Origin of the sequence: Paraburkholderia tropica, assembly GCF_014171495.1 — a bacterium.
GTDB lineage: Bacteria > Pseudomonadota > Gammaproteobacteria > Burkholderiales > Burkholderiaceae > Paraburkholderia > Paraburkholderia tropica.
The window spans coordinates 1,144,640-1,162,121 of sequence record NZ_CP049137.1; the positions used below are offsets into that span (position 1 = coordinate 1,144,640).

Annotated in this window: 18 protein-coding genes; 2 read left to right on the forward strand and 16 right to left on the reverse strand. The window is 65.0% G+C overall.

From position 1 onward, the window contains the following. Positions 1-107 precede the first annotated feature (107 nt). Positions 108-359 carry a hypothetical protein gene (locus tag G5S35_RS35475; protein WP_065062845.1) on the forward strand — a complete coding sequence of 84 codons (252 nt, stop codon included), beginning with the start codon at positions 108-110 and terminating at the stop codon, positions 357-359. Positions 360-425: 66 nt separating this feature from the next. Here the strand turns inward: G5S35_RS35475 and G5S35_RS35480 are convergent, their stop codons facing one another. The 10 genes from G5S35_RS35480 to G5S35_RS35525 all read right to left on the reverse strand — a co-directional run bounded on the left by G5S35_RS35480 (position 426) and on the right by G5S35_RS35525 (position 9,265). Next, complete coding sequence (locus tag G5S35_RS35480; RefSeq protein ID WP_176080636.1) at positions 426-959, reverse strand: SLOG cluster 4 domain-containing protein; 534 nt, start codon at positions 957-959, stop codon at positions 426-428. A 79-nt stretch (positions 960-1,038) separates the two neighbouring features. Further along, entirely contained in the window at positions 1,039-1,368 is a 330-nt protein-coding gene (locus G5S35_RS35485; RefSeq protein ID WP_183040171.1) for a DHCW motif cupin fold protein, read from the reverse strand. Positions 1,369-1,516: 148 nt separating this feature from the next. Beyond that, positions 1,517-2,518 carry an aliphatic sulfonate ABC transporter substrate-binding protein gene (locus G5S35_RS35490; RefSeq protein WP_183040172.1) on the reverse strand — a complete coding sequence of 334 codons (1,002 nt, stop codon included), beginning with the start codon at positions 2,516-2,518 and terminating at the stop codon, positions 1,517-1,519. Between the two features lie 125 nt (positions 2,519-2,643). After that, entirely contained in the window at positions 2,644-3,492 is an 849-nt protein-coding gene (locus G5S35_RS35495) for an ABC transporter permease (protein WP_080180088.1), read from the reverse strand. Next, a complete protein-coding gene (locus G5S35_RS35500) occupies positions 3,485-4,675 on the reverse strand; it encodes an ABC transporter substrate-binding protein (RefSeq protein ID WP_065062853.1) in 1,191 nt (396 codons plus the stop codon). The genes G5S35_RS35495 and G5S35_RS35500 overlap by 8 nt, the downstream gene beginning before the upstream one ends. Before the next feature lie 51 nt (positions 4,676-4,726). Further along, positions 4,727-5,566 carry an ABC transporter ATP-binding protein gene (locus tag G5S35_RS35505; RefSeq protein WP_176080639.1) on the reverse strand — a complete coding sequence of 280 codons (840 nt, stop codon included), beginning with the start codon at positions 5,564-5,566 and terminating at the stop codon, positions 4,727-4,729. Further along, positions 5,563-6,678, reverse strand: coding sequence for an acyl-CoA dehydrogenase family protein (locus G5S35_RS35510; RefSeq protein WP_183040173.1), 1,116 nt, complete (start codon positions 6,676-6,678; stop codon positions 5,563-5,565). The genes G5S35_RS35505 and G5S35_RS35510 overlap by 4 nt, the downstream gene beginning before the upstream one ends. Further along, positions 6,675-7,274 (reverse strand): carboxymuconolactone decarboxylase family protein, encoded by a 600-nt coding sequence (locus G5S35_RS35515; protein WP_183040174.1) that lies wholly within the window; start codon positions 7,272-7,274, stop codon positions 6,675-6,677. Before G5S35_RS35515 ends, G5S35_RS35510 begins: the two co-directional genes overlap by 4 nt. A 165-nt stretch (positions 7,275-7,439) precedes the next feature. Then, a complete protein-coding gene (locus tag G5S35_RS35520; RefSeq protein WP_183040175.1) occupies positions 7,440-8,402 on the reverse strand; it encodes an AraC family transcriptional regulator in 963 nt (320 codons plus the stop codon). A gap of 71 nt (positions 8,403-8,473) precedes the next feature. After that, positions 8,474-9,265: an alpha/beta fold hydrolase gene (locus G5S35_RS35525; protein ID WP_237181827.1), complete on the reverse strand. Its 792-nt coding sequence runs from the start codon at positions 9,263-9,265 to the stop codon at positions 8,474-8,476. A 341-nt stretch (positions 9,266-9,606) separates the two neighbouring features. On the opposite strand from G5S35_RS35525, the gene G5S35_RS35530 reads away from it, so the two are divergent. Next, the gene (locus G5S35_RS35530; RefSeq protein ID WP_110329082.1) at positions 9,607-10,125 is read left to right on the forward strand and encodes an Hcp family type VI secretion system effector; all 519 of its coding nucleotides are present in this window, start codon (positions 9,607-9,609) and stop codon (positions 10,123-10,125) included. Positions 10,126-10,206: 81 nt separating this feature from the next. Here G5S35_RS35530 and icmH read toward each other — a convergent pair whose 3' ends face one another. From icmH to tssF, 6 genes are all read right to left on the reverse strand, one after another. Next, entirely contained in the window at positions 10,207-10,896 is a 690-nt protein-coding gene (gene icmH / locus G5S35_RS35535; protein WP_202035037.1) for a type IVB secretion system protein IcmH/DotU, read from the reverse strand. Between the two features lie 135 nt (positions 10,897-11,031). Then, positions 11,032-12,369, reverse strand: a complete 1,338-nt coding sequence (gene tssK, locus G5S35_RS35540) for a type VI secretion system baseplate subunit TssK (RefSeq protein ID WP_110329080.1) — start codon at positions 12,367-12,369, stop codon at positions 11,032-11,034. A gap of 2 nt (positions 12,370-12,371) precedes the next feature. Continuing rightward, positions 12,372-13,370: a type VI secretion system lipoprotein TssJ gene (gene tssJ / locus G5S35_RS35545; RefSeq protein ID WP_183040176.1), complete on the reverse strand. Its 999-nt coding sequence runs from the start codon at positions 13,368-13,370 to the stop codon at positions 12,372-12,374. Beyond that, positions 13,367-14,710, reverse strand: coding sequence for a type VI secretion system-associated FHA domain protein TagH (gene tagH / locus G5S35_RS35550; protein WP_183040177.1), 1,344 nt, complete (start codon positions 14,708-14,710; stop codon positions 13,367-13,369). The genes tssJ and tagH overlap by 4 nt, the downstream gene beginning before the upstream one ends. Further along, positions 14,707-15,726 carry a type VI secretion system baseplate subunit TssG gene (gene tssG / locus G5S35_RS35555; protein WP_110329104.1) on the reverse strand — a complete coding sequence of 340 codons (1,020 nt, stop codon included), beginning with the start codon at positions 15,724-15,726 and terminating at the stop codon, positions 14,707-14,709. The genes tagH and tssG overlap by 4 nt, the downstream gene beginning before the upstream one ends. After that, positions 15,690-17,456, reverse strand: a complete 1,767-nt coding sequence (gene tssF, locus G5S35_RS35560) for a type VI secretion system baseplate subunit TssF (RefSeq protein WP_183040178.1) — start codon at positions 17,454-17,456, stop codon at positions 15,690-15,692. Before tssF ends, tssG begins: the two co-directional genes overlap by 37 nt. Between the last annotated feature and the right edge of the window lie 26 nt (positions 17,457-17,482).

Consider the following 17,482-nt stretch of genomic DNA (forward strand, 5'->3'; position numbering starts at 1 on the left):
TCCGCTGCTGGTTTACCATGCCAGCACGACGCCGCCGCACCAGGGGCGCGCCTCTAAATTCGAGGCGGACGTCTAAAGTTCGTGGGCCGGATGCCGAAAATCCGGGCATGACGCACGAACCTTCCCAACTTCCCGAGGACGATCCTATCTGGGCCGAAGCACGGGCACTCGAGGCCAGCATCCGCGCGATCCGGCGGGCTCAGGGCAAGAAGAATCCTGAGGATTTCCCGGCGGGCAGCGAGGAATGTCTCAACGCGATGGAAGCGTTCGTCCGCGACGTCCAGCGCGTTCTGGTTCTCTACGCCGAAGACCCCGATCAGGACGACGACGATCTGTTCGGCGCGGGCGCGTCCGGCTGATCGCGGCGTACGCCGCTCAGTCGCGGAGCGGCGTGGCTGCGGCCGTGCCTGCGCTCGTGGCCGCGATCAGCCGGCGCCGGTGCCCGTATGGGCCAGCACGAACGCGAAAACGTTTTCGAGCTCGCCGACGATCCGCGTGCCGGGCGGCACGCCCTCGAAAGCCGGTTCGGGGCCGACGCAGATCAGCGGCTTGCCAAAACGCGTCGCGAGGCGGATTTCGTCGAGCGTGCCCGGACCGCCCGGCAGCGCCACCACGACGTCGCTTGTCAGCACGTTCACGTAATTGCGGTTCAGCGCGTCGGCGGGCGCGTCGGGCTGCTTGCGCGGCAGCGGCGTGAGCACCGGCAGGTCGATATACGGATTCGGATAGCCCGCGAGCGGCACGAAACCGTGCTCCGGATGCGCTTCGCTCGGCATGATGCCGATCGAGCGTCCCTTGCGTCCGGGCGTGGTCGCGAACGCGCGCGCCGTCGACAGCATCACGCCCAGCCCCGCGCCGGTCAGCAGATCGAATCCCTGCCCGGCGATCCAGTGTCCCAGCGGGACCGACAGTTCCGGCCATTCGGTCTTGCCGGATCCCATGACGCCAACGATTGCCACCGCGCGCTCCTTGTATCCATGACGGTTTGGTGGACGGGATTTTACGTCGGCGCGCCGCTTATCGACCACCAGGCAGCGTTCAATCGACCACGAAAAGCGTCGCGCCCTTCGGCGACGACGAGCGGTGCGGCTCGGCGTGATCGGCGACCTGATAGCTCATGCCCGGAGTCAGCACGAAGCGGCGTCCGTCCGCGAGTTCCGTCTCCAGTTCCCCTGAAACGCACAGCAGCACGTGGCCCTTGGTGCACCAGTGATCGGCGACATAGCCGGGGCTGTACTCGACGAAACGCACGCGGATCGTGTCGAAATGGCGCGTGCGCCACGACGCGCTGCCGCGCTCGCCCGCGTGGATCGCGGGCGCTACGGTATCCCAGTTCGTGATGCCAAAAGGTACGGCGTCGATGCGCATGCGGGCTCCGCTGAGGTCGGTAGGGGTCGATTGAGTCGACAGGGCGAATCGAACCTTACCGAAGCACCGCCGCGAGCGTCAGAGGCAGACTAAGCCGATTTGAACCGATACAGGCGCATCGACGCCCGCGCAAACCTCACATCAATCATCAAGCGCCGATCGCCACCGCGCGCTTGCCGCTGAAATCCCAGCGTTGCGCGTGCGCCGTGTCCACGGCGACGGGCAGCAGACGGGCGGCGAGGAAGGTATCGGCGATCTTCTGCTGCTCGCCGAAATTCGCGGCTTCGACCGGGCGCACGAGATAGCTGCGGCGCGCGTTGGCGCGCTCGATGGTGGCGGCGTCGAGTCCCCAGACCGGCGCGAGCAGACGCGCCGCGTCCTGCGGCGACTTGCGCACCCAGTCGCCCGCCTGGCGTAACTGCGCGAACACGGCGGCGAGCACGTCGGGGCGCGCTTCGGCGTAGCGCGTCGAGGCGAGATAGTAGCGCTGGTATGAGGCGAGTCCGTTGCCGTCCGCGAGAATCCGCACGTCGGCGTCCTGATCGACGGACGCCACATACGGGTCCCACGTCACCCACGCATCGACACTGCCGCGCTCGAAGGCGGCGCGCCCGTCGGCGGGCGTGAGGTAGTGGATGCGCGCGGCGTCGGGGGGCACGCCCGCTTTCGCGAGCGCCGCGAGCAGCAGGTAATGGCTGCCCGCCGCCTTCGTCACGGCAATGTCCTTGCCGCGCAGATCGGCGGCCGTGTGCAGCGCGCCCGCGCGTTTGACGATGATGGCCTGCGCGCCCGGCGAGGGCGCTTCCTGGGCGAGATAGACGAAACGCGCGTGCGCGGCCTGGGCGAAGATCGGCACGGTGTCGGCGACGTCGGCGCTGAGGTCGATCGCTTCGGCGTTGAGCGCTTCGGTCAGCGGCAGGCCGCTCGCAAACTCGCTCCAGCTCACGGTCACGCCGAGCGGCGCGAGCGCCGCGTCGAGCGTGCCTTGCGTCTTGAGCACCGTAATCAGCGTCGACGACTTCTGATAGCCGATGCGCACGGTCGACGCCGACGTCGTTGCTGTCGCTGCGAAACCGGACCGCGCGAGCAGCGCGCCTGCGCCGAGCAACGAAGTCTGGGAGAGAAAACGACGGCGGGTACGCGAGAACATGGCAGGTCCGTGGCAGTGAGCGGCGTTGAGCAAAACGAGCACTCTAAAACCGGCACCGCCGCGCACCAACCAAGCAATGCTGATAAGCATCGAAGCGCGTACACGGCGCGCTCAAATGCAAAAGTTCAAACGCGCTCGCGCACCGCGCCGAAGCGTTGATACACCGCACGCGCCGCCGTATCGAGCGCAAAGCCCAGCGCGCCGATCACGAGCACGACCGCCATCAGTTCCGAATACGCGAGCCGGTCGCGGCAATCGAGAATCAGAAACCCGAGCCCGGAATTCACGCCGAGCATTTCCGCGGGCACCAGCACGATCCACAGAATGCCGATGGCGAGCCGCACGCCGGTCAGCACGTGCGCCGCGATGCCGGGCACGTAGATGTGCCAGAGCATTTCGGCGCGCGTCGCGGCAAGGCTTTCGCCGAGCTGGACCCAGCGCGCGTCGATCTGCTGCACGCCCGCCGCCGTGCTGATGACGATGGGCCAGACGGCCGCGAACGTCAGCAGGAAATAGACGGGCGGATCGCCGACGCCGAGCGACATCACCGCAATCGGCATCCACGCGAGCGGCGAGATCATGCGCAGAAATTGCAGCGCCGGCGACAGCGCGGTTTCGAGCGCCTTGAAGCGGCCGATCAGAAAGCCGAGCGGCACGCCGAACAGCATCGCCCACGCGAGCCCCACGCCGATCCGCCGCAGACTCGCGACGATATGCGTGAGCAACTGGTCTTCGCCGATCAGCGCGGGAAACGTGCGCCATGCCGCGAGCGGCCCGAACTGCGCGGCCAGCGCGCTGTGACGCGACACCAGCGCCACGCCGATCCACCAGGCGAGCACGATCGCCGCGAGCCCGGTCACGCCGAGCAGCACGCGCGCGGCGCGACGGTGCAGATTGCCGGCGTTCGCGCGAGGCGCGACGTCGCGCGCGCCCGGTGTGCCCGTCGCGCCGGATTCTTCGCTGAGGCTAGACAACGATGGTCTCCGTGCGCGCGTAAGTGTCGGGCAGACCGAAGGTTTTCATGCCGCCGACCGCCTCGATGCTCTTCTTCACGAAGCGGTCGTCCACGAGATCGCGTGCGACGAAAGCCGGATCGAGCGCGGCGAGGAATTGCCCGTTGCCTTGCAGTTGCGTCGTCTTGAGCCGCCGCACGAGTTCCTCGGTATAGGCCGGATACGGATAGGGCTGAAAGTCGATGCGCTTCTCGTGCCAGTCGGCGTGCACGATGGCGCGGTCGGCGAGATAGCGGCCTTCGTCGGCGGCCGTGGGCGCGAGCACGGTCTGCAGAATGCCCGCCGCGTGCGGCGTGTAGCGGTTCGGCCCGGTTTTCGACAACAGCTGCGCCGCTTCCTGCGGATGCGCGCGCGTCCAGGCCTGCGCCTTGACGATGCCGTCGACCACTTTCTGCGACCACGCGGGCCGTCCGCTCAGATCGCGCTCGTGCATGAACACGACGCAGCAGGCGTGATCGCGCCAGACGTCGCCGGTAAAACGCAGCACCTTGCCGACCTTGAGCGCTTCGGCGGCCGCATTGAACGGCTCCGCGACGATGAAGCCCGCGATCTGCTTCGCGGCGAGCGCGGGCGGCATGTCCGACGGCGCCATCACGACGAGGCGCACCTCGTTCGGCTTGAGCGCGCCGTCCTGCGTCAGCACCGGCGTGAGGCCCTGCGCGCGCAGCATGTCCTGCACCACGACGTTGTGAATCGAATACCAGAACGGCACGGCCACGGTCTTGCCGCCGAGATCCTTGAGCTGTCCGATCTCGGGCGCGACCGTGAGCGCCGAACCGTTGACGTGATTCCACGCGACCACTTTCGCGCTCGCCTGGCTGCCGTAGCGCGCCCAGATCGTCATCGGCGCGAGCAGGTGGACGACGTTGACCTGGCCGGACAGGAACGCCTCGACGAGTTGCGCCCAGCTACGCAGCAGCGTCGGTTTTTCGACTTTCAGGCCCGCCTGCTCGAAGTAGCCGTTGTTGTGCGCGACGAGCAGCGGCGCGGCATCGGTGATCGGCAGATAGCCGATGCGCAGCGGCGCGTCGGCGTCGGCGGCCGCGCGCGCGTTGGCGGCGCCCAAAAGCGGCGCCGCGCCCGCGACGGTGAACATCGAGGCGAGCTTGAGCCACTCGCGGCGGGTCATGGGGAGCTGGCACATGCGGTGGTCTTCCTCTTTGGGTATTTCGGAGCGGTGGGGTGTGGCGGCGGTTCAGGCGGACAGCGGCGCGTGGGTCGAGGCGTGCATCGACGCATGCATGCTCGCGTGCAAAGCGCCGACGAGCCGCACGCGCAACGCGCCGAGCGCTTCGACCTGATCCGCGCGCGGCTCGGGCAAGGCGATGGCGAGATCGAGCGCGATGCCGTCCGGGCCGAGCACGGCGACGCGGTCGGAAACCAGCAGCGCTTCGTCGATGTCGTGCGTGACGAGCAGCGTCGCCGCGCCGCTTTCGCGCACCACGCGCACGAGCAGGCGCTGCATGTCGGCGCGCGTGACTTCGTCGAGCGCGCCGAACGGCTCGTCGAGCAGCAGCGTGCGCGGCGCACGCGCGAGCGATCGCGCCAGCGCGACGCGTTGCGCCATGCCGCCCGACAACTGGCGCGGCGAGAAATGCGCGGCGTGCGCGAGCCCGACCGCCTGGAGCGCGGCGCGCACACGCGCATCGCGTTCGCGGCGCGCGAGCTTCGGCTGCTTGCGAAAGCCGAGGCCGAACGCGACGTTGCGCTCGACCGACAGCCACGGCAGCAGACACGCGTCCTGAAACGCGAGCGCCACGTCGGGGCGCGGACCGTCGAGCGGCGCGCCATCGACCTGAACGCTGCCCGCGTGCGGCGCGATCAAGCCCGCCACGACGCGCAGCAGCGTGGATTTGCCCGCGCCGCTCGCGCCGATGATCGAGACCAGTTCGCCGGGCGCGACGTCGAGATCGACATTCGCGAGCACGCTGCGTTGCTGGCGGCGCAGGCCGACGCCGCGCAGCCGCAGACGCGGCGTCTCAGGCGACGAACCGGCGATGTCGATCAAGCCGTTCAGGCCGCTCGTGCCGTTCATGCGGCCTCGCTGCGCCGCTGCTGCGCGAGTTGCGATTTCAGTTGCACGAGGCTCGGCGTGACGATCGGCACGAAGGCGGCTTCGCGGCTGCGGCGCGCGGTGTCGTTGGGCGTGGCGCGCGACGCGTGCGAGCGCAGATAGCCGCGTCCGCCCGCCGCCTGTACGTCGAGATGCGCGGCGGCGTCCACCACGGCGGCCAGGCCGATGCGCAATTCAAATTGCGCGGCGGGCGCGGCGACGAACGCGCCGCTCGTCACCCCGGCGTAGAGGCGCGCGGTGAGGGCGTCGAGTTCGTGGCGCAGCGCTGCTGCATCGTCGGCGAGTGCGGCGCGCACGGCGGGGCTGCTCTCCTCGACGGCTTCGAGCGCGCGGCGCGCGAGGCCGATCGACATGCCGCATTGCAGGCCGAGGAAAGCCGGGCGCGCGCGGACGAGAAAGGCGCGCGCATCGGCGTCGATCAGCCAGCCTGCGTCGAGTTCGGCGCCGTCGAGCGTGAGCGCCGCCGTGTTGCTGCCGCGCAGCGCGATCAGGTCGAGGTCGTCGCTGCGCGCGACGCCGGGCGCATCGTGCGGCAGCGCGAAGATCGCGGGCGGTGCGCCGTCGTGACGATCAAACGCCGCCGCGACCACGAAGCCCTCGCGACGCAGATTGGTGATCCACGGCAGCGCGCCGTCGAGCGCGAAGCGCGTCTGCGCGGCGTCGAGCGGCGCGGCGCGCATCTGCAACGGCTCGATCGCGCTCAGGTATTTCATCGCGTTAGACAGGCCGGTCGCGCCCGCGTGCTCGCCCGCCAGCAGCGCGGGCAGCCAGCGCGCGCGCAAGCCGGCGTTCGTGCTTTGCAGCAGATATTCGATGAACGTGCGCTGCCCCCAGAACACGAAGGCGCTCGCGAGCGAGTGGCGCGCGACGGCGGCGATCGCTTCGATGGCGTCGACGGTCGTGCCGCCCGCGCCGCCCAGTTCCGGCGCGACGCCCACGCGAAACAGCCCGGCGCGGCCCAGACGCGGCACGACGTCGGCGGCGTGCGCGGCGTCCGTATCGAGCGATTCGGCGTGTGCGTCGAGCCAGGCGGCGAGATCGGCGGGCAGCGTGGGCGCGGCGGGGCGTGTCATGCGGAGTGCTCCGTGGCGGGCTGTGTCGCGCGATGCAGATAATCGTCCGCGTTCCAGCGATAGCCCGCAAGTTGGGGGTTCAGTTCGTTCTGCGCGAAGTTGTTGGCGAAGTTGCACAGCGTGGCGAGACTCACGCCGAGGATCACTTCGAGCGCGTTCGCGTCGCTGAAGCCGGCGGCGGCGAAGGCCGTGCGCGCGGCGTCCGGCACCGCGCCGCGTGTGGCGATCACGTCGCGCGTGAAGACGGCCACGGCATCGAGGCGGGCGTCGCCGCTTGGGCTACCGGTGCGCAGCGCGTCGACCACGGGCGCGGCCAGTTGCGCCTTTTTCAGCGCGACGGCCGTGTGGCCCGCGACGCAGAAGCCGCAGCCGTGGATCGCGGCGGCGGTGATCTGCACGGCTTCGCGTTCGGCGAGCGTCAGGCCGCTGCGGCCATTGATTTCGCCGACGGTCAGATACGTTTCGAGCGCGACTGGCGCGTTCGCGAGCGAGGCGACGAGGTTCGGCAGGAAGCCGTTCGCGGCGAGCGAGCGCTCCAGGAAAGGACGGCTCGCCTCGGGGGCGCTTTCGACGGTGTGCAGCGGCAGACGGCTCATGGGATTCCTTACGGATAGAAGCGGATCGATGTGCCGATTCTGGGCGCGGCGCGAAGCGCGGGCAATGCGCCGCTGTCCGCGATTCATGCGGGATTGTCTTGCGCGGTGCGGACGGGTTCGCGATCGGGCCGCGTTGAAGCGGCGCGCGGCTCGGATCAGCGCAACTTAGTGCAGCGCGGCGAGCGCCGCGTCGCCCGAGGCTGCGCGCCGCCATGCGCCGGGCTGGACGCCGGTCACGCGCTTGAACGCCTGGGCAAACGCCGATTCGGACTGATAGCCCACCTGCTCGGCGGCGTCGGGCATGCTCGTGCCGGTGCTCAGCATCGACGCCGCGAGCCTCATGCGCACGAGCGTCAGGAACTGCGCGGGCGGCTGGCCGCAGAGTTCGGCGAACAACTTGCAGAAACGCGCGCGCGACATGTGCGCGAAATCGGCCATGCTCGCCGTGGTCCAGCGCCGCCCCGGCTCGGCGACGATGGCCGCGACCAGCGGCGCGAACGCCGGACGGCGCAGCAGCGCCCAGAAGCAGGGCGTCAGTTCGTCGTTCGAATCGAGCGCGCGCAGCGTGTAGAGAAACAGCAGGCTCGTGAGCCGCGCGATCAGGGGCGAGGGCGTGTGCGGATCGAGGTGCGCCTCGGCGCGGATCAGCTCGAAGATCTGGCGCGCGCCGTGCAGCGCGGGCTGATCGTGCCGCGCGATCACGTGATCGGGCAGCAGGTCGAGCATCAGGCCGTCGAGGCCGGACTTGAACTCGAAGAAGCCGCACGCGAGACCGAGACTGTCGCGCGCGGGCAGGCTGGCCGCGTCGAGCGGCGTCATCGCGCCGTGACGCGCGTGTTCCGCGCCCGCTGCGGGCGGCAGCGCGTGCGGCGACAGACAGTGCGCGACGTCGTCGAGCAGGAACACGGCGTCGCCGGCGGCGAGCGCCACGCTGCGCGCCGGACGGCCGGGCCGCTCAGGCAGATGCAGCCAGCAGCGGCCATGCAGGACGAGGTGGAAACTGGCGCGGCGATGACCGCTCGTCGAGGCCTGCCAGGCGCCGCAATACTGGCCGACGTGAAACAGCGTGCTGGTGACTTCGAGGCCTTCGATCAGCCAGGCGGAAAACGCATCGACTTGGGACGGCATGGAATCGGAACGGAAAAACGCGCGCGGACGTCGCGCACGGTCTCTCACCATAATGCGTTTTGACGGCGCGCTTACGAAGTTATTGTTCGATGCTTATGGGGGATGGCGGATTGGTGCGGTGCCTGGCAGCGCGATGCGGATAGCGATGCCTCGTTGATGCGCCCCGCCATGTCGGCGGCGATCCGGCAAAACTCATCAGGGTCTTCGAGCATCATCATGTGGCCGGTGTCCTTTTGCTCGACGTATTCGAGCGCGGCGGCGCTTGCCCAGTCCGGCATGTGCCAGCCGGATGCCGAGCGCGCGCCCGCGAGAAGGGACAGGCGGGTGCCGCTTTCAATCGTTGGGCGGATGCGCGACATGTAGTCCGGGGTGTCGGTTTCCACCACGACCGCGTGCGCCATCGCCTGAATCGTTTCGCGGGGCTGGTTGGCGAGCGCGAGTCGCGCCCATTCGAGGCGCTGCGGCGTGATCGCGATGCCGGCATTCGTCAGCCAGGCCTCCGGATTCCCGACCAGCTGGCGGTGTTCCTCATGCCAGTCTTCGATGGGGAGCGCGGCGATCTTGCGGCACCAGAAGGCATCTTCGAGCGTAAAGTTCCCTTCGACGTTGATGATGCCCCTGACGCAATCGGGTGCGGCTCGCGCAACCAGCATGGCGATGGCGCCGCCGACACTGTGCCCAAGCAGAACGCAAGGTTCGACGACGACTTCACGGAGGTAGCGCACAACGTGTGCGGTCTGGCTGGCGAGCGTGATCGCCTCGAAAGGCGTGTCTTGCTCCTCGCCGTAGCCCATCAGGTCGGGCGTGTGAACGACAAGCGCGGGGATACGCTCATGTGCCGAGAAGAAGTTCAACGATCCCATGAGGCCGTGAATCATGACGAGAGAGGGGGGCTCATGGAGCAGGTTTTTGTTGCGGGTATCGGGTCATTATTGACTAGCACGGGCCAAAAGTGGCCCAGGGAAAGCCGCGCAATGTCAGGGGATGCACGCGTGTCGAGCCAACGATGGCCCGACACCTGCGGAATATGGTTGAGAACGCATCGATTCGCCAGGCGCATCATGGCTCGAAATCGCCGAATTCTCGGTGAAACTGGGCTGTTCAAGCTGTTGGCACGGATACTGCATTAATGCCCTCGTCATGACTTTGATGACGCGCGGAACATCCGTTTCGCGCATGCAGACAGTTTATTCAAGGATCGTATATGCCGACTCCCGCCTATATCAGTATCACTGGCAAGACCCAAGGCAATATCACCAAGGGTGCCACCACGGCCGACTCCGTCGGTAACGTCTTCGTCGAAGGGCACGAAGATCAGATCCTCGTTCAGGAAATTGAGCATCGCGTCACGACCCCGACCGACCCGCAAAGCGGTCAGCCTTCGGGGCAGCGCGTGCACAAGCCGTACGTCTTCACGTGCGCGCTGAACAAAGCCGTGCCGCTGCTGTACCAGGCGCTCGCGTCGGGTGAAATGCTGCCGGTCGTGGAGACACACTGGTATCGCACGTCGACGGAAGGCAAGCAGGAGCACTTCTTCACGACGCGGCTCGAAGATGCAACGGTCGTCGACATCAACACGGTGTTGCCGCACGCCCAAGATGCTTCGAAGTCCGACTACACCCAACTGATCAAGGTGTCGCTCGCCTACCGCAAGATTACGTGGACGCACGCGATCGCCGGTACCGAAGCTGCCGACGATTGGCGTAAGCCGCTGGAATCCTGATCGTCTGATCAGATGAAAAACGGCCTGCGTTTCGCAGGCCGTTTTTTTCTATGGCGGTGCCGGTTGACAGTGGACGGCCGCTCAACGCCTCAGCATCGTATCGAGCGAGTGCAGCACCTCGTCGGCGGTGCTGTGCAGACTGACCGCATAGAGCGTATAGACGAGTGCGAGCACCGCCAATGCCGAGAGCCACGGCGTCCACCATGGCCAGGACCAACCCATCAGGTAACGTCGTGAGGCGACGTGGTTGCGCGCTTCGGTCAGGGTGTCTGGGGCGTCGCCACGCAGGCCGCGCAGCGTGCCATGAAGCTTCGCGATCAAGGCCTGAAGCGCCTCGGACTGGTTGTGCTGCAGGCCGTAACGGCCGCGAAAGCCCAGGCAGAGGCACAGGTACTTGAATTCGAGAACGTCGCGGTATTTGCGCGGATCCATGAGCATGCGCGAGAGGACGGTAAAGAACTTCTCGCCGCCCCAGGTTTCGTTGTGAAAGTTGCTGAGGAGCGAGCGAGCCGCCCAGATGGAATGCGAGCCCCACGGCGTGCTCATGACGGCTTCGTCGATGAAGGTGCAGAGGGAGTAGCGAAAGGCCAACTGGGTGGCACCGTCGTAGCCCAGCCCGTGTATCTCTTCGTCGAGCGCCGCAATCTGGTCGCGTACGGTGCCGTAAAGCTTTTCGACGTCGTCGTAGTGGCCGAGCTTGCGCAGGCGTATGACGAGGCCAAAGAGCGGCAATGCGCCGTTTACCAGCGCGTTATAACTCTTTCCGCGCAATGCAAACCCGAGGTCGGCATCGAGATCGATGCCGTCGATGGTGTCAAAGCCGATATCGCGTTTGCTCGCAACGGGGGGACTGGCGCCGCGTTCAGCATGCCGGTTGGCTCGATGAGGTGATCCCGGTTGAGCATGTCATTCGCTCCGAATAGCCCAGAACTGGAGTTCCAGCTCGGGGAAGTCACCGGCGATGTGGAAACCAAAGCCGGCCGTATCGTGCATCAGCTTCCATGCAGGATGGCTGCGCTCGAGCTGGAAGTAGGTGAAGCCCGCGTGGTAAGGCAAATGGCGAGGGGCGACCGGCATCGGGCTGAGCGGAATGCCCGGCAGTTGGAGGCTGACGAGTTCGCCCAGCTTTTCCATGGACGCGACCTTGGCTTGCTGAACGAACTGCTGACGCAGCACCTCCAGCGGCATGCGCGCCCGGACCGCGAGGATGAAGTCCGCACTGGCGAGCAGGCTGCGGTCCTGAACCGTTGCCGTGAGAACACCATACTGCTGCCGGACGATGGGCAGCGACACAGCACGCGGCTGCAACACGGTGCTCAGCGAACGACGCAGCGTCTCCTCCAGCAGTCGAAACGACAGACGCAGATTGTCGTGTTGATAGGCCGGATATTCTTGCGGCAGGCGCCCGTCGTCCGTGAACGTCACCAATTCCCCGCAGGCCTGACTGAAAGCCACATAGACCTGCTCCGGATGGACGTGCCGCAGGCGTGCCAGATGCTGGAAATGCGGTTGCAGACGATTCAGCGTCTGTAGCAGGTTGAAGTCCGTGACATCGGCGACGCCGGACTGCGCGGGCGAACCAATCCGCTCGGCGATGTTCTTCGCACGTTCTCGCATGAGGCCCGCCGTTTCGCCGAGGAATCGCTGCAACGGCGGCACTGCGCTGAGCGAAAGGCTGGTTGGATAGAACGCTTCGTCGAGCACGAGGCTACCGTCGGGACGCCGGTCCAGGATGCGCGCGATTGCGATGCCGGTAAAGGCACTGCGGTCATCGCGTTCGAGGCTTAGCTGCATATTCGCGCTGGCCAGTTCGATTGAGACGTAGTCGCCTTCCTGGCTATGCATGTCGTGCACCTCCTCGGCGCGCGCGCGATAACGCGCGTTGGCGTAGCTGTCGGGCCACTGCACTTCGAGTACCCCGTCCGATCGCAACGGCAGGGTGAGATAGACGATCTGGTTGGCAGCCGAACCGTCCGTGATCGCAAGCGGCACAGGAGGCGGCTGGTCGTTCGGGATGTCGAACACCGTACCGTCGGGCATAATGCCGCGCGCACGCACGATAGCGAGCTTGCCGAAGCTCAGGTATTCCTGATTGAGCTCCAGCTCAGTGAATCCATAGAGGTGATCGCTGATGCTGTTCACTCGTTGATTGATGAGATGCTCAAGCGCGCGGGTCTGCTGCTGGAAATGCTGCGGCTTGACGAACAGGCCTTCGGCCCAGATGACAGGATTACGTGAAGTCATGGTTATTTGCCCGGCGGTGGCGAGCGATAGCCTTCGTCCGCGATGGAGACTTCCGAACCGCGGAAGACCACGAGAAGCGCATAGCGATAGCCTCGTTGTTCAAGACGAAGGACCTGTTTCCAGGTCGCGCCATTCTGGTTGTGAAAGTTGGCAAGGACAGCGATGTAACGGGTGCTTTTACTGATCGCCGAATAGTCGATGTATTTGTATTGCCCTGGCTGCAGGACGTAATCCTCGTCGTCGATGTAGGTGCTGCCCAGTGACTTCTTGAGATCCTTTGCGAGCTGGTCGTAACCCGCATTCAGGAACATAGAATCGTCTTTCAGTTGAAGAATCTTGAAGGTGATCGGTGTGGCCACCGCGCGTAGTTCGGGGCGGGTTGCGGGTGCGTCTTGCGCCAGGGCTGCCGAGCCGCTGTCCGCGTACTGACCGAGCGCGGGCGCCCCCCCTGGTTTGCCGGGTACGTCGAGCGGCAACGGCGGATTGTCGACGATGCGCGAGACGGGCGCCCCTTTGGGCAGGCTCCATTGCGTGGGGAGCGCGACGGTCTGCGGCCCGAGGCCATAATACGGGGGCGATGCGTCGAGTCCGATGCCCGTAGACGGCGTTGCATCCGGATTGAACTGCACACGTGTAGCCAGTGTCCGTATGTCGCTAGCCTTGTTCTCATGCTGCAGATAGTCGAGCAGGGAGCGTAGCTGTGTGGTCAGATCGACCTTGCTGGTGCTCTTCAGATTAAGTAGGTAGGGACCGCCCGTAGCCGTCGGGTCCACCGTGAGCGCCGGCGGCTGCGGCACGACGTATCCTTGCTCCGCCATCTCCCCGGACGCGCTATCCGGGTTCGGATTCACATCGGGACTCGCGTAGAGGCCCAGCCCGACCTGGGTGACCGGGCCATTGTCCCGGCTGCTTCCGCTTCCCAGGCCGAGTACGCTGCACCCGCCCGCGGACAGGGCCGCCACGCTGACCGCCAGCAAGCGCAATGACATCGTCGGCGTCATGGTGCTTCGTTCCGCAGGGCCTGGTCGTAGGATTGCTCGAACACTTCCCAGAACAGCTTCTCGAACCCTTTTTGCCGGGGAGACGCGAGCTCGTTGTAGTAGTGCGTGTACATCTGCCACGCCCACTCCTGCGCATCGGACTGCTGAGCGCCGTCAGGACGGTATCGGCGAAAGCGCTGCAGTAGCACTTCGGGCGAGAAGGCGCGCAGAAGCGCCTGCAGGCTCGTGTTGATCGCTTCGATCAGCGCCTCGTTGTGACGGCGGACCTGCGTCAGGCTTTCGTCGATGGCGGCCATGGGCGAGAGGTGCACTATGCTGCGATCGCTTGCGAACAGCGCTTCGACGGTATCGGTGTAGCCAAGCCCGAGTCGCAACGGATTGTCTTCGATCGGCTGCAGCGTACGGTCGAGCAACGCGGGGCCGCGCGAAGGATCCTGTTTGCTGCCGTAAAGCTCGGTCAGCCGACGGATCGTCGCGTTCAAAGCCAGTCCCGCCTCGTGCAGGAGGCGATAGGCTTCATGCTCGTCGAGCGCGCCGAGCGAAGCGCTTGAAGACAAACCGAGTCCGCGTAACAACGGGGCCACAGTTTGGTGGGGCGTGCTGTGGGACGACGACTGGGCGTTGATCCATTCCTGAACGAGTGGCGATTCAATCGGTTGGGATGCCATGCAGAATTCTCCGGATTGGGATCTTGGTGTGCCGGATACGGCTTCGAAGCGGGTGGCTGCGTGATCGACCTGGGGCCGCGCGGGTGCCATGCCGTAGTGAACGGGGTCGAAACTCTCCGACAAGGCAACGGGCTGTGCTGGGCGTTCGGCCGCATCGAGCGCCAGCAGAGGGTCGAGGTCCGGCAGGGAACTCCTCGACGTATCCTGCGTCTCCTGCGCCGCGTAACCTCGCGGGCCGCGGCTATCATCACCGGCCGTCGGCAGATCGGTGATGGCGCTTTGACGGACTGCGGATCCAACAAGGTCATCCACGCTCTGTTGTACGGCCGCACCGGCGTCAGCAAGATGGACGGACACCCGGTAAGGGCCGATCTGCATGAGATCGCCGTCGCTCAACTGGGCGGCCACCAGATGTCCGAGTGGCGTGTCGTTGCCGTTGATGAAGGTCTGGCCGCTGCGGTCCACCACGCAGAATCCCCCGTCCTTCATGAGAATTTCGCAATGGATGGGCTGAATGAGATCGGATCGATCGGCGAGGATCCAGTTGGCTCCACGGCAACCGATCGTGCCGCCAGTGCGGTCAAAGCTGTGCCGCGGCGTGCAACCATGCTGCAGCAAGTGGGGGTTGGTGACGACCAGCGCGATATGGCGAGCGGTAACAGCAGGATTCATGAGCGCACTCTGATTCTGACAGTGGAAGTACGTTGGACAATCTTGTTGTCGATGAAGGTGGTCCAACCCAGATTCGCACCGCTTGTGCGGCCCAGGTTGAATGGCGGCACCTCCTCGTGCTGCAAACCGAGTTCGAGATCCCAGGCGGCGGGATCGCGTAAGAGAAAGTCGATTAGCTTGCGCAAGCGTGCGTGATCCACGCCATTGGGAAGAAAGTGGCGAAAGCGCTGTTGGTTCAGGCCGGAAATCACAACAGTAAACTTGCTGTGGCGCGTGCGTACCCGGGAGCCAATCACGAAACTGTCGCCGAGTTCGCCGTTGCGCCTGCCGAGCGACAACTGCTGCTCTGCGGGAATATGCACATACCGAGGCTCGAATTCGCGGATATGAACGTTTTGCAAATCGAAGCAATGTGCGATGACGCCTGCAACGATAGTCGGCGACCGGCTTGGGCTCGCAATGAGCCCGGCATAGCTGAGCAGGCGGCTCCATGGCAGCGGCGTGGCGCCGCGCAGTTGCGCGTCGTTTAGTCCGATCAGGGCAAAGACGTAACGCGAAAATCGATCCTTCGCTTCGCGACGGAAGCGCACGTAGTAACGGTATTTCCTCCAGGTCTGATGCAGCAGCGTCAAAAGCCGGTGATTGAAAAAGTCCAGAAAAGCCGCCCGGATGCCGACACCTTGCCCCTGCTCCCACGCGAGACGGTCGAGGTAGTAGCCGGGTAACGGGGAGTCGGCGCCGTGCATGCCGAAAAACGTCGTCTGAACGCGATACGCACTGCGTGAGTGCGCAGGCATGCGCTCCGCCATCAACACGTCGGAGGCAGGGAAACCCAGGCCGGCGTGGCTGCCAAGTCGCACGCGCTGGTGCTCCGGCTCAAACGTATCTGGCATTTCCAGGTCGTCGCCATGCAAGCCATGCAGATGCTCAATCAGGCGGAAGAAATCGTAATTTCTTGCATCGGCCAATAGCGCGTCGGCTAGATCAGGGGTTGCTTGCCCGTGTGCCATGGCCATTGATAGCGCTCGTTATTGCTGGTGTTGAGAACTTCCAGCTGGTGGAATGAGTTGATGCTTGCATACAGCGCGAAAAAGTGACTCAGCACCGTACCGAACAGGTAAAGATCGCCTTCGCAGAGAAAGGCGGACTGGTCGAGTTTGAGTAGAGTCTTGAGGCCGCGGATCGGGAGACCTTTGATCAGCATGTCCGTGGGAGCGGTGATCGCTTCACCGATACCGTCGAGACGTTTGCGCGTCGCGCGCGCCAGCTGGATGTCATGCAATGCTGCGAAGTCATACGCCCGAATCACGGCTTTGAGCGGCTCCGTCGCGAGCAATGACAGATAGTTCAGCGAGAGATTGGATATCAGCGTCCATTGCAGTTCGCCATCGAGGACGGGGCGATACGCGGGTGTTGGACGCGTGATGTTGCTGAATGTGGCGAACGTCGGCGTTGTCTGGGTGGGCAGGCAGATATCGCCGACACCCAGCGACAAGGGAAGATCGCGGTTGGTACAGGTCAGTGCGATCGAGATGGTTTCGTTTTCGCCGATATAGCTCTGCTCGTCTCCCCGTATGAACCCAATTCGGTGTACGACGCCGTCGCCCGTGAGTGCGGGTTCAATGCGGGTGCGATAGTAAAGCGCTGTGCGTCCGTGCGCATGCTCGATTTCGTGCTGGAACGACTCAAACGGATGAAATGTCCGCAATGGCTGATCATGCCGATCGTCCGTCCCGCGACGCCAGCTGTGTACCTGATCGATGCTGAATATTTCATGAGAACCCGGACGTTGCCCGGCTGGACGCAAACGCTGATCGACCGAGCGACCATTCAGGGTGATCGGTTCGGCGTCGTGCTCGAAGAGATTGACCGCCGGCGTGCAATACAGCGAGATGTCCGTCTCCCGAAGCCGGGTATTGGCCGGCATCGGCCGCGAGAAATGAAGCTCCAGTCGCACTTGACCGGCTGCATCAGATGGCCACAACGATCGTAGGCCCGTCAACGCGAAGCAGTGAAAGCGCTGAGGGAAGATAAAGTATTCCTGGAGGATGCGATAGCCGTCGAAGACGTTCTTCGGATAAGGCAGCAAGGCCTCTTCCGGAGAGAAACCTGGAAACACGAGACGACGGGGAGAAAGGTGCTGAGTCTTGCCATTGATCTCGACGCGGATCTCGGTGAGGTACGAGGCGAGCCACAGATAGAGCGTCCGTGCTGTCAGGTCGTCGCCGGTCAGATGAAAGTCGAGTCTGTCGCAGTCGATAGTGTCCAGCGCATTGCCGGCGACTGTTGCCAGGTCGATGCGGACAATCGACTTTTCGCGGGAGTGCGCGTCGCTGACCGATGCCAGGCGCAGCGGATAGAGCGCGACATCCGTGCAGGTGCGGAACTGGCATGTCACACCGTCGACTGGGCGTGAGAGCATGCAGGTACCTTTCGGAATGACCTGACGCTGAGTGATGGATCGATCGACCAGGTCGAAACGCATCATGACTGCGCTGGGCAGCGGGCGCAGGTAGTTGGGCCATAGGACCTGCAGCAGGGAATGGGTGAGTTCCGGAAAGTCGTCTTCGATCTTCACGCGGATCCGGGCCGTCAGGAAGGCGAAGCCCTCAAGCAGGCGCTCGACGTCGGGGTCGGTTGCCTCGTCGCCAAGGAAGCGCGCGAGTTGCGGATTTTCCCGGGCAAACTCGCGCCCGAGCCGGCGGAGATAATTCAGTTCCTCGCGAAATTTCTGTCGCAACGGCATGGTTTGCTGCGTTCCCTTGCAAGACG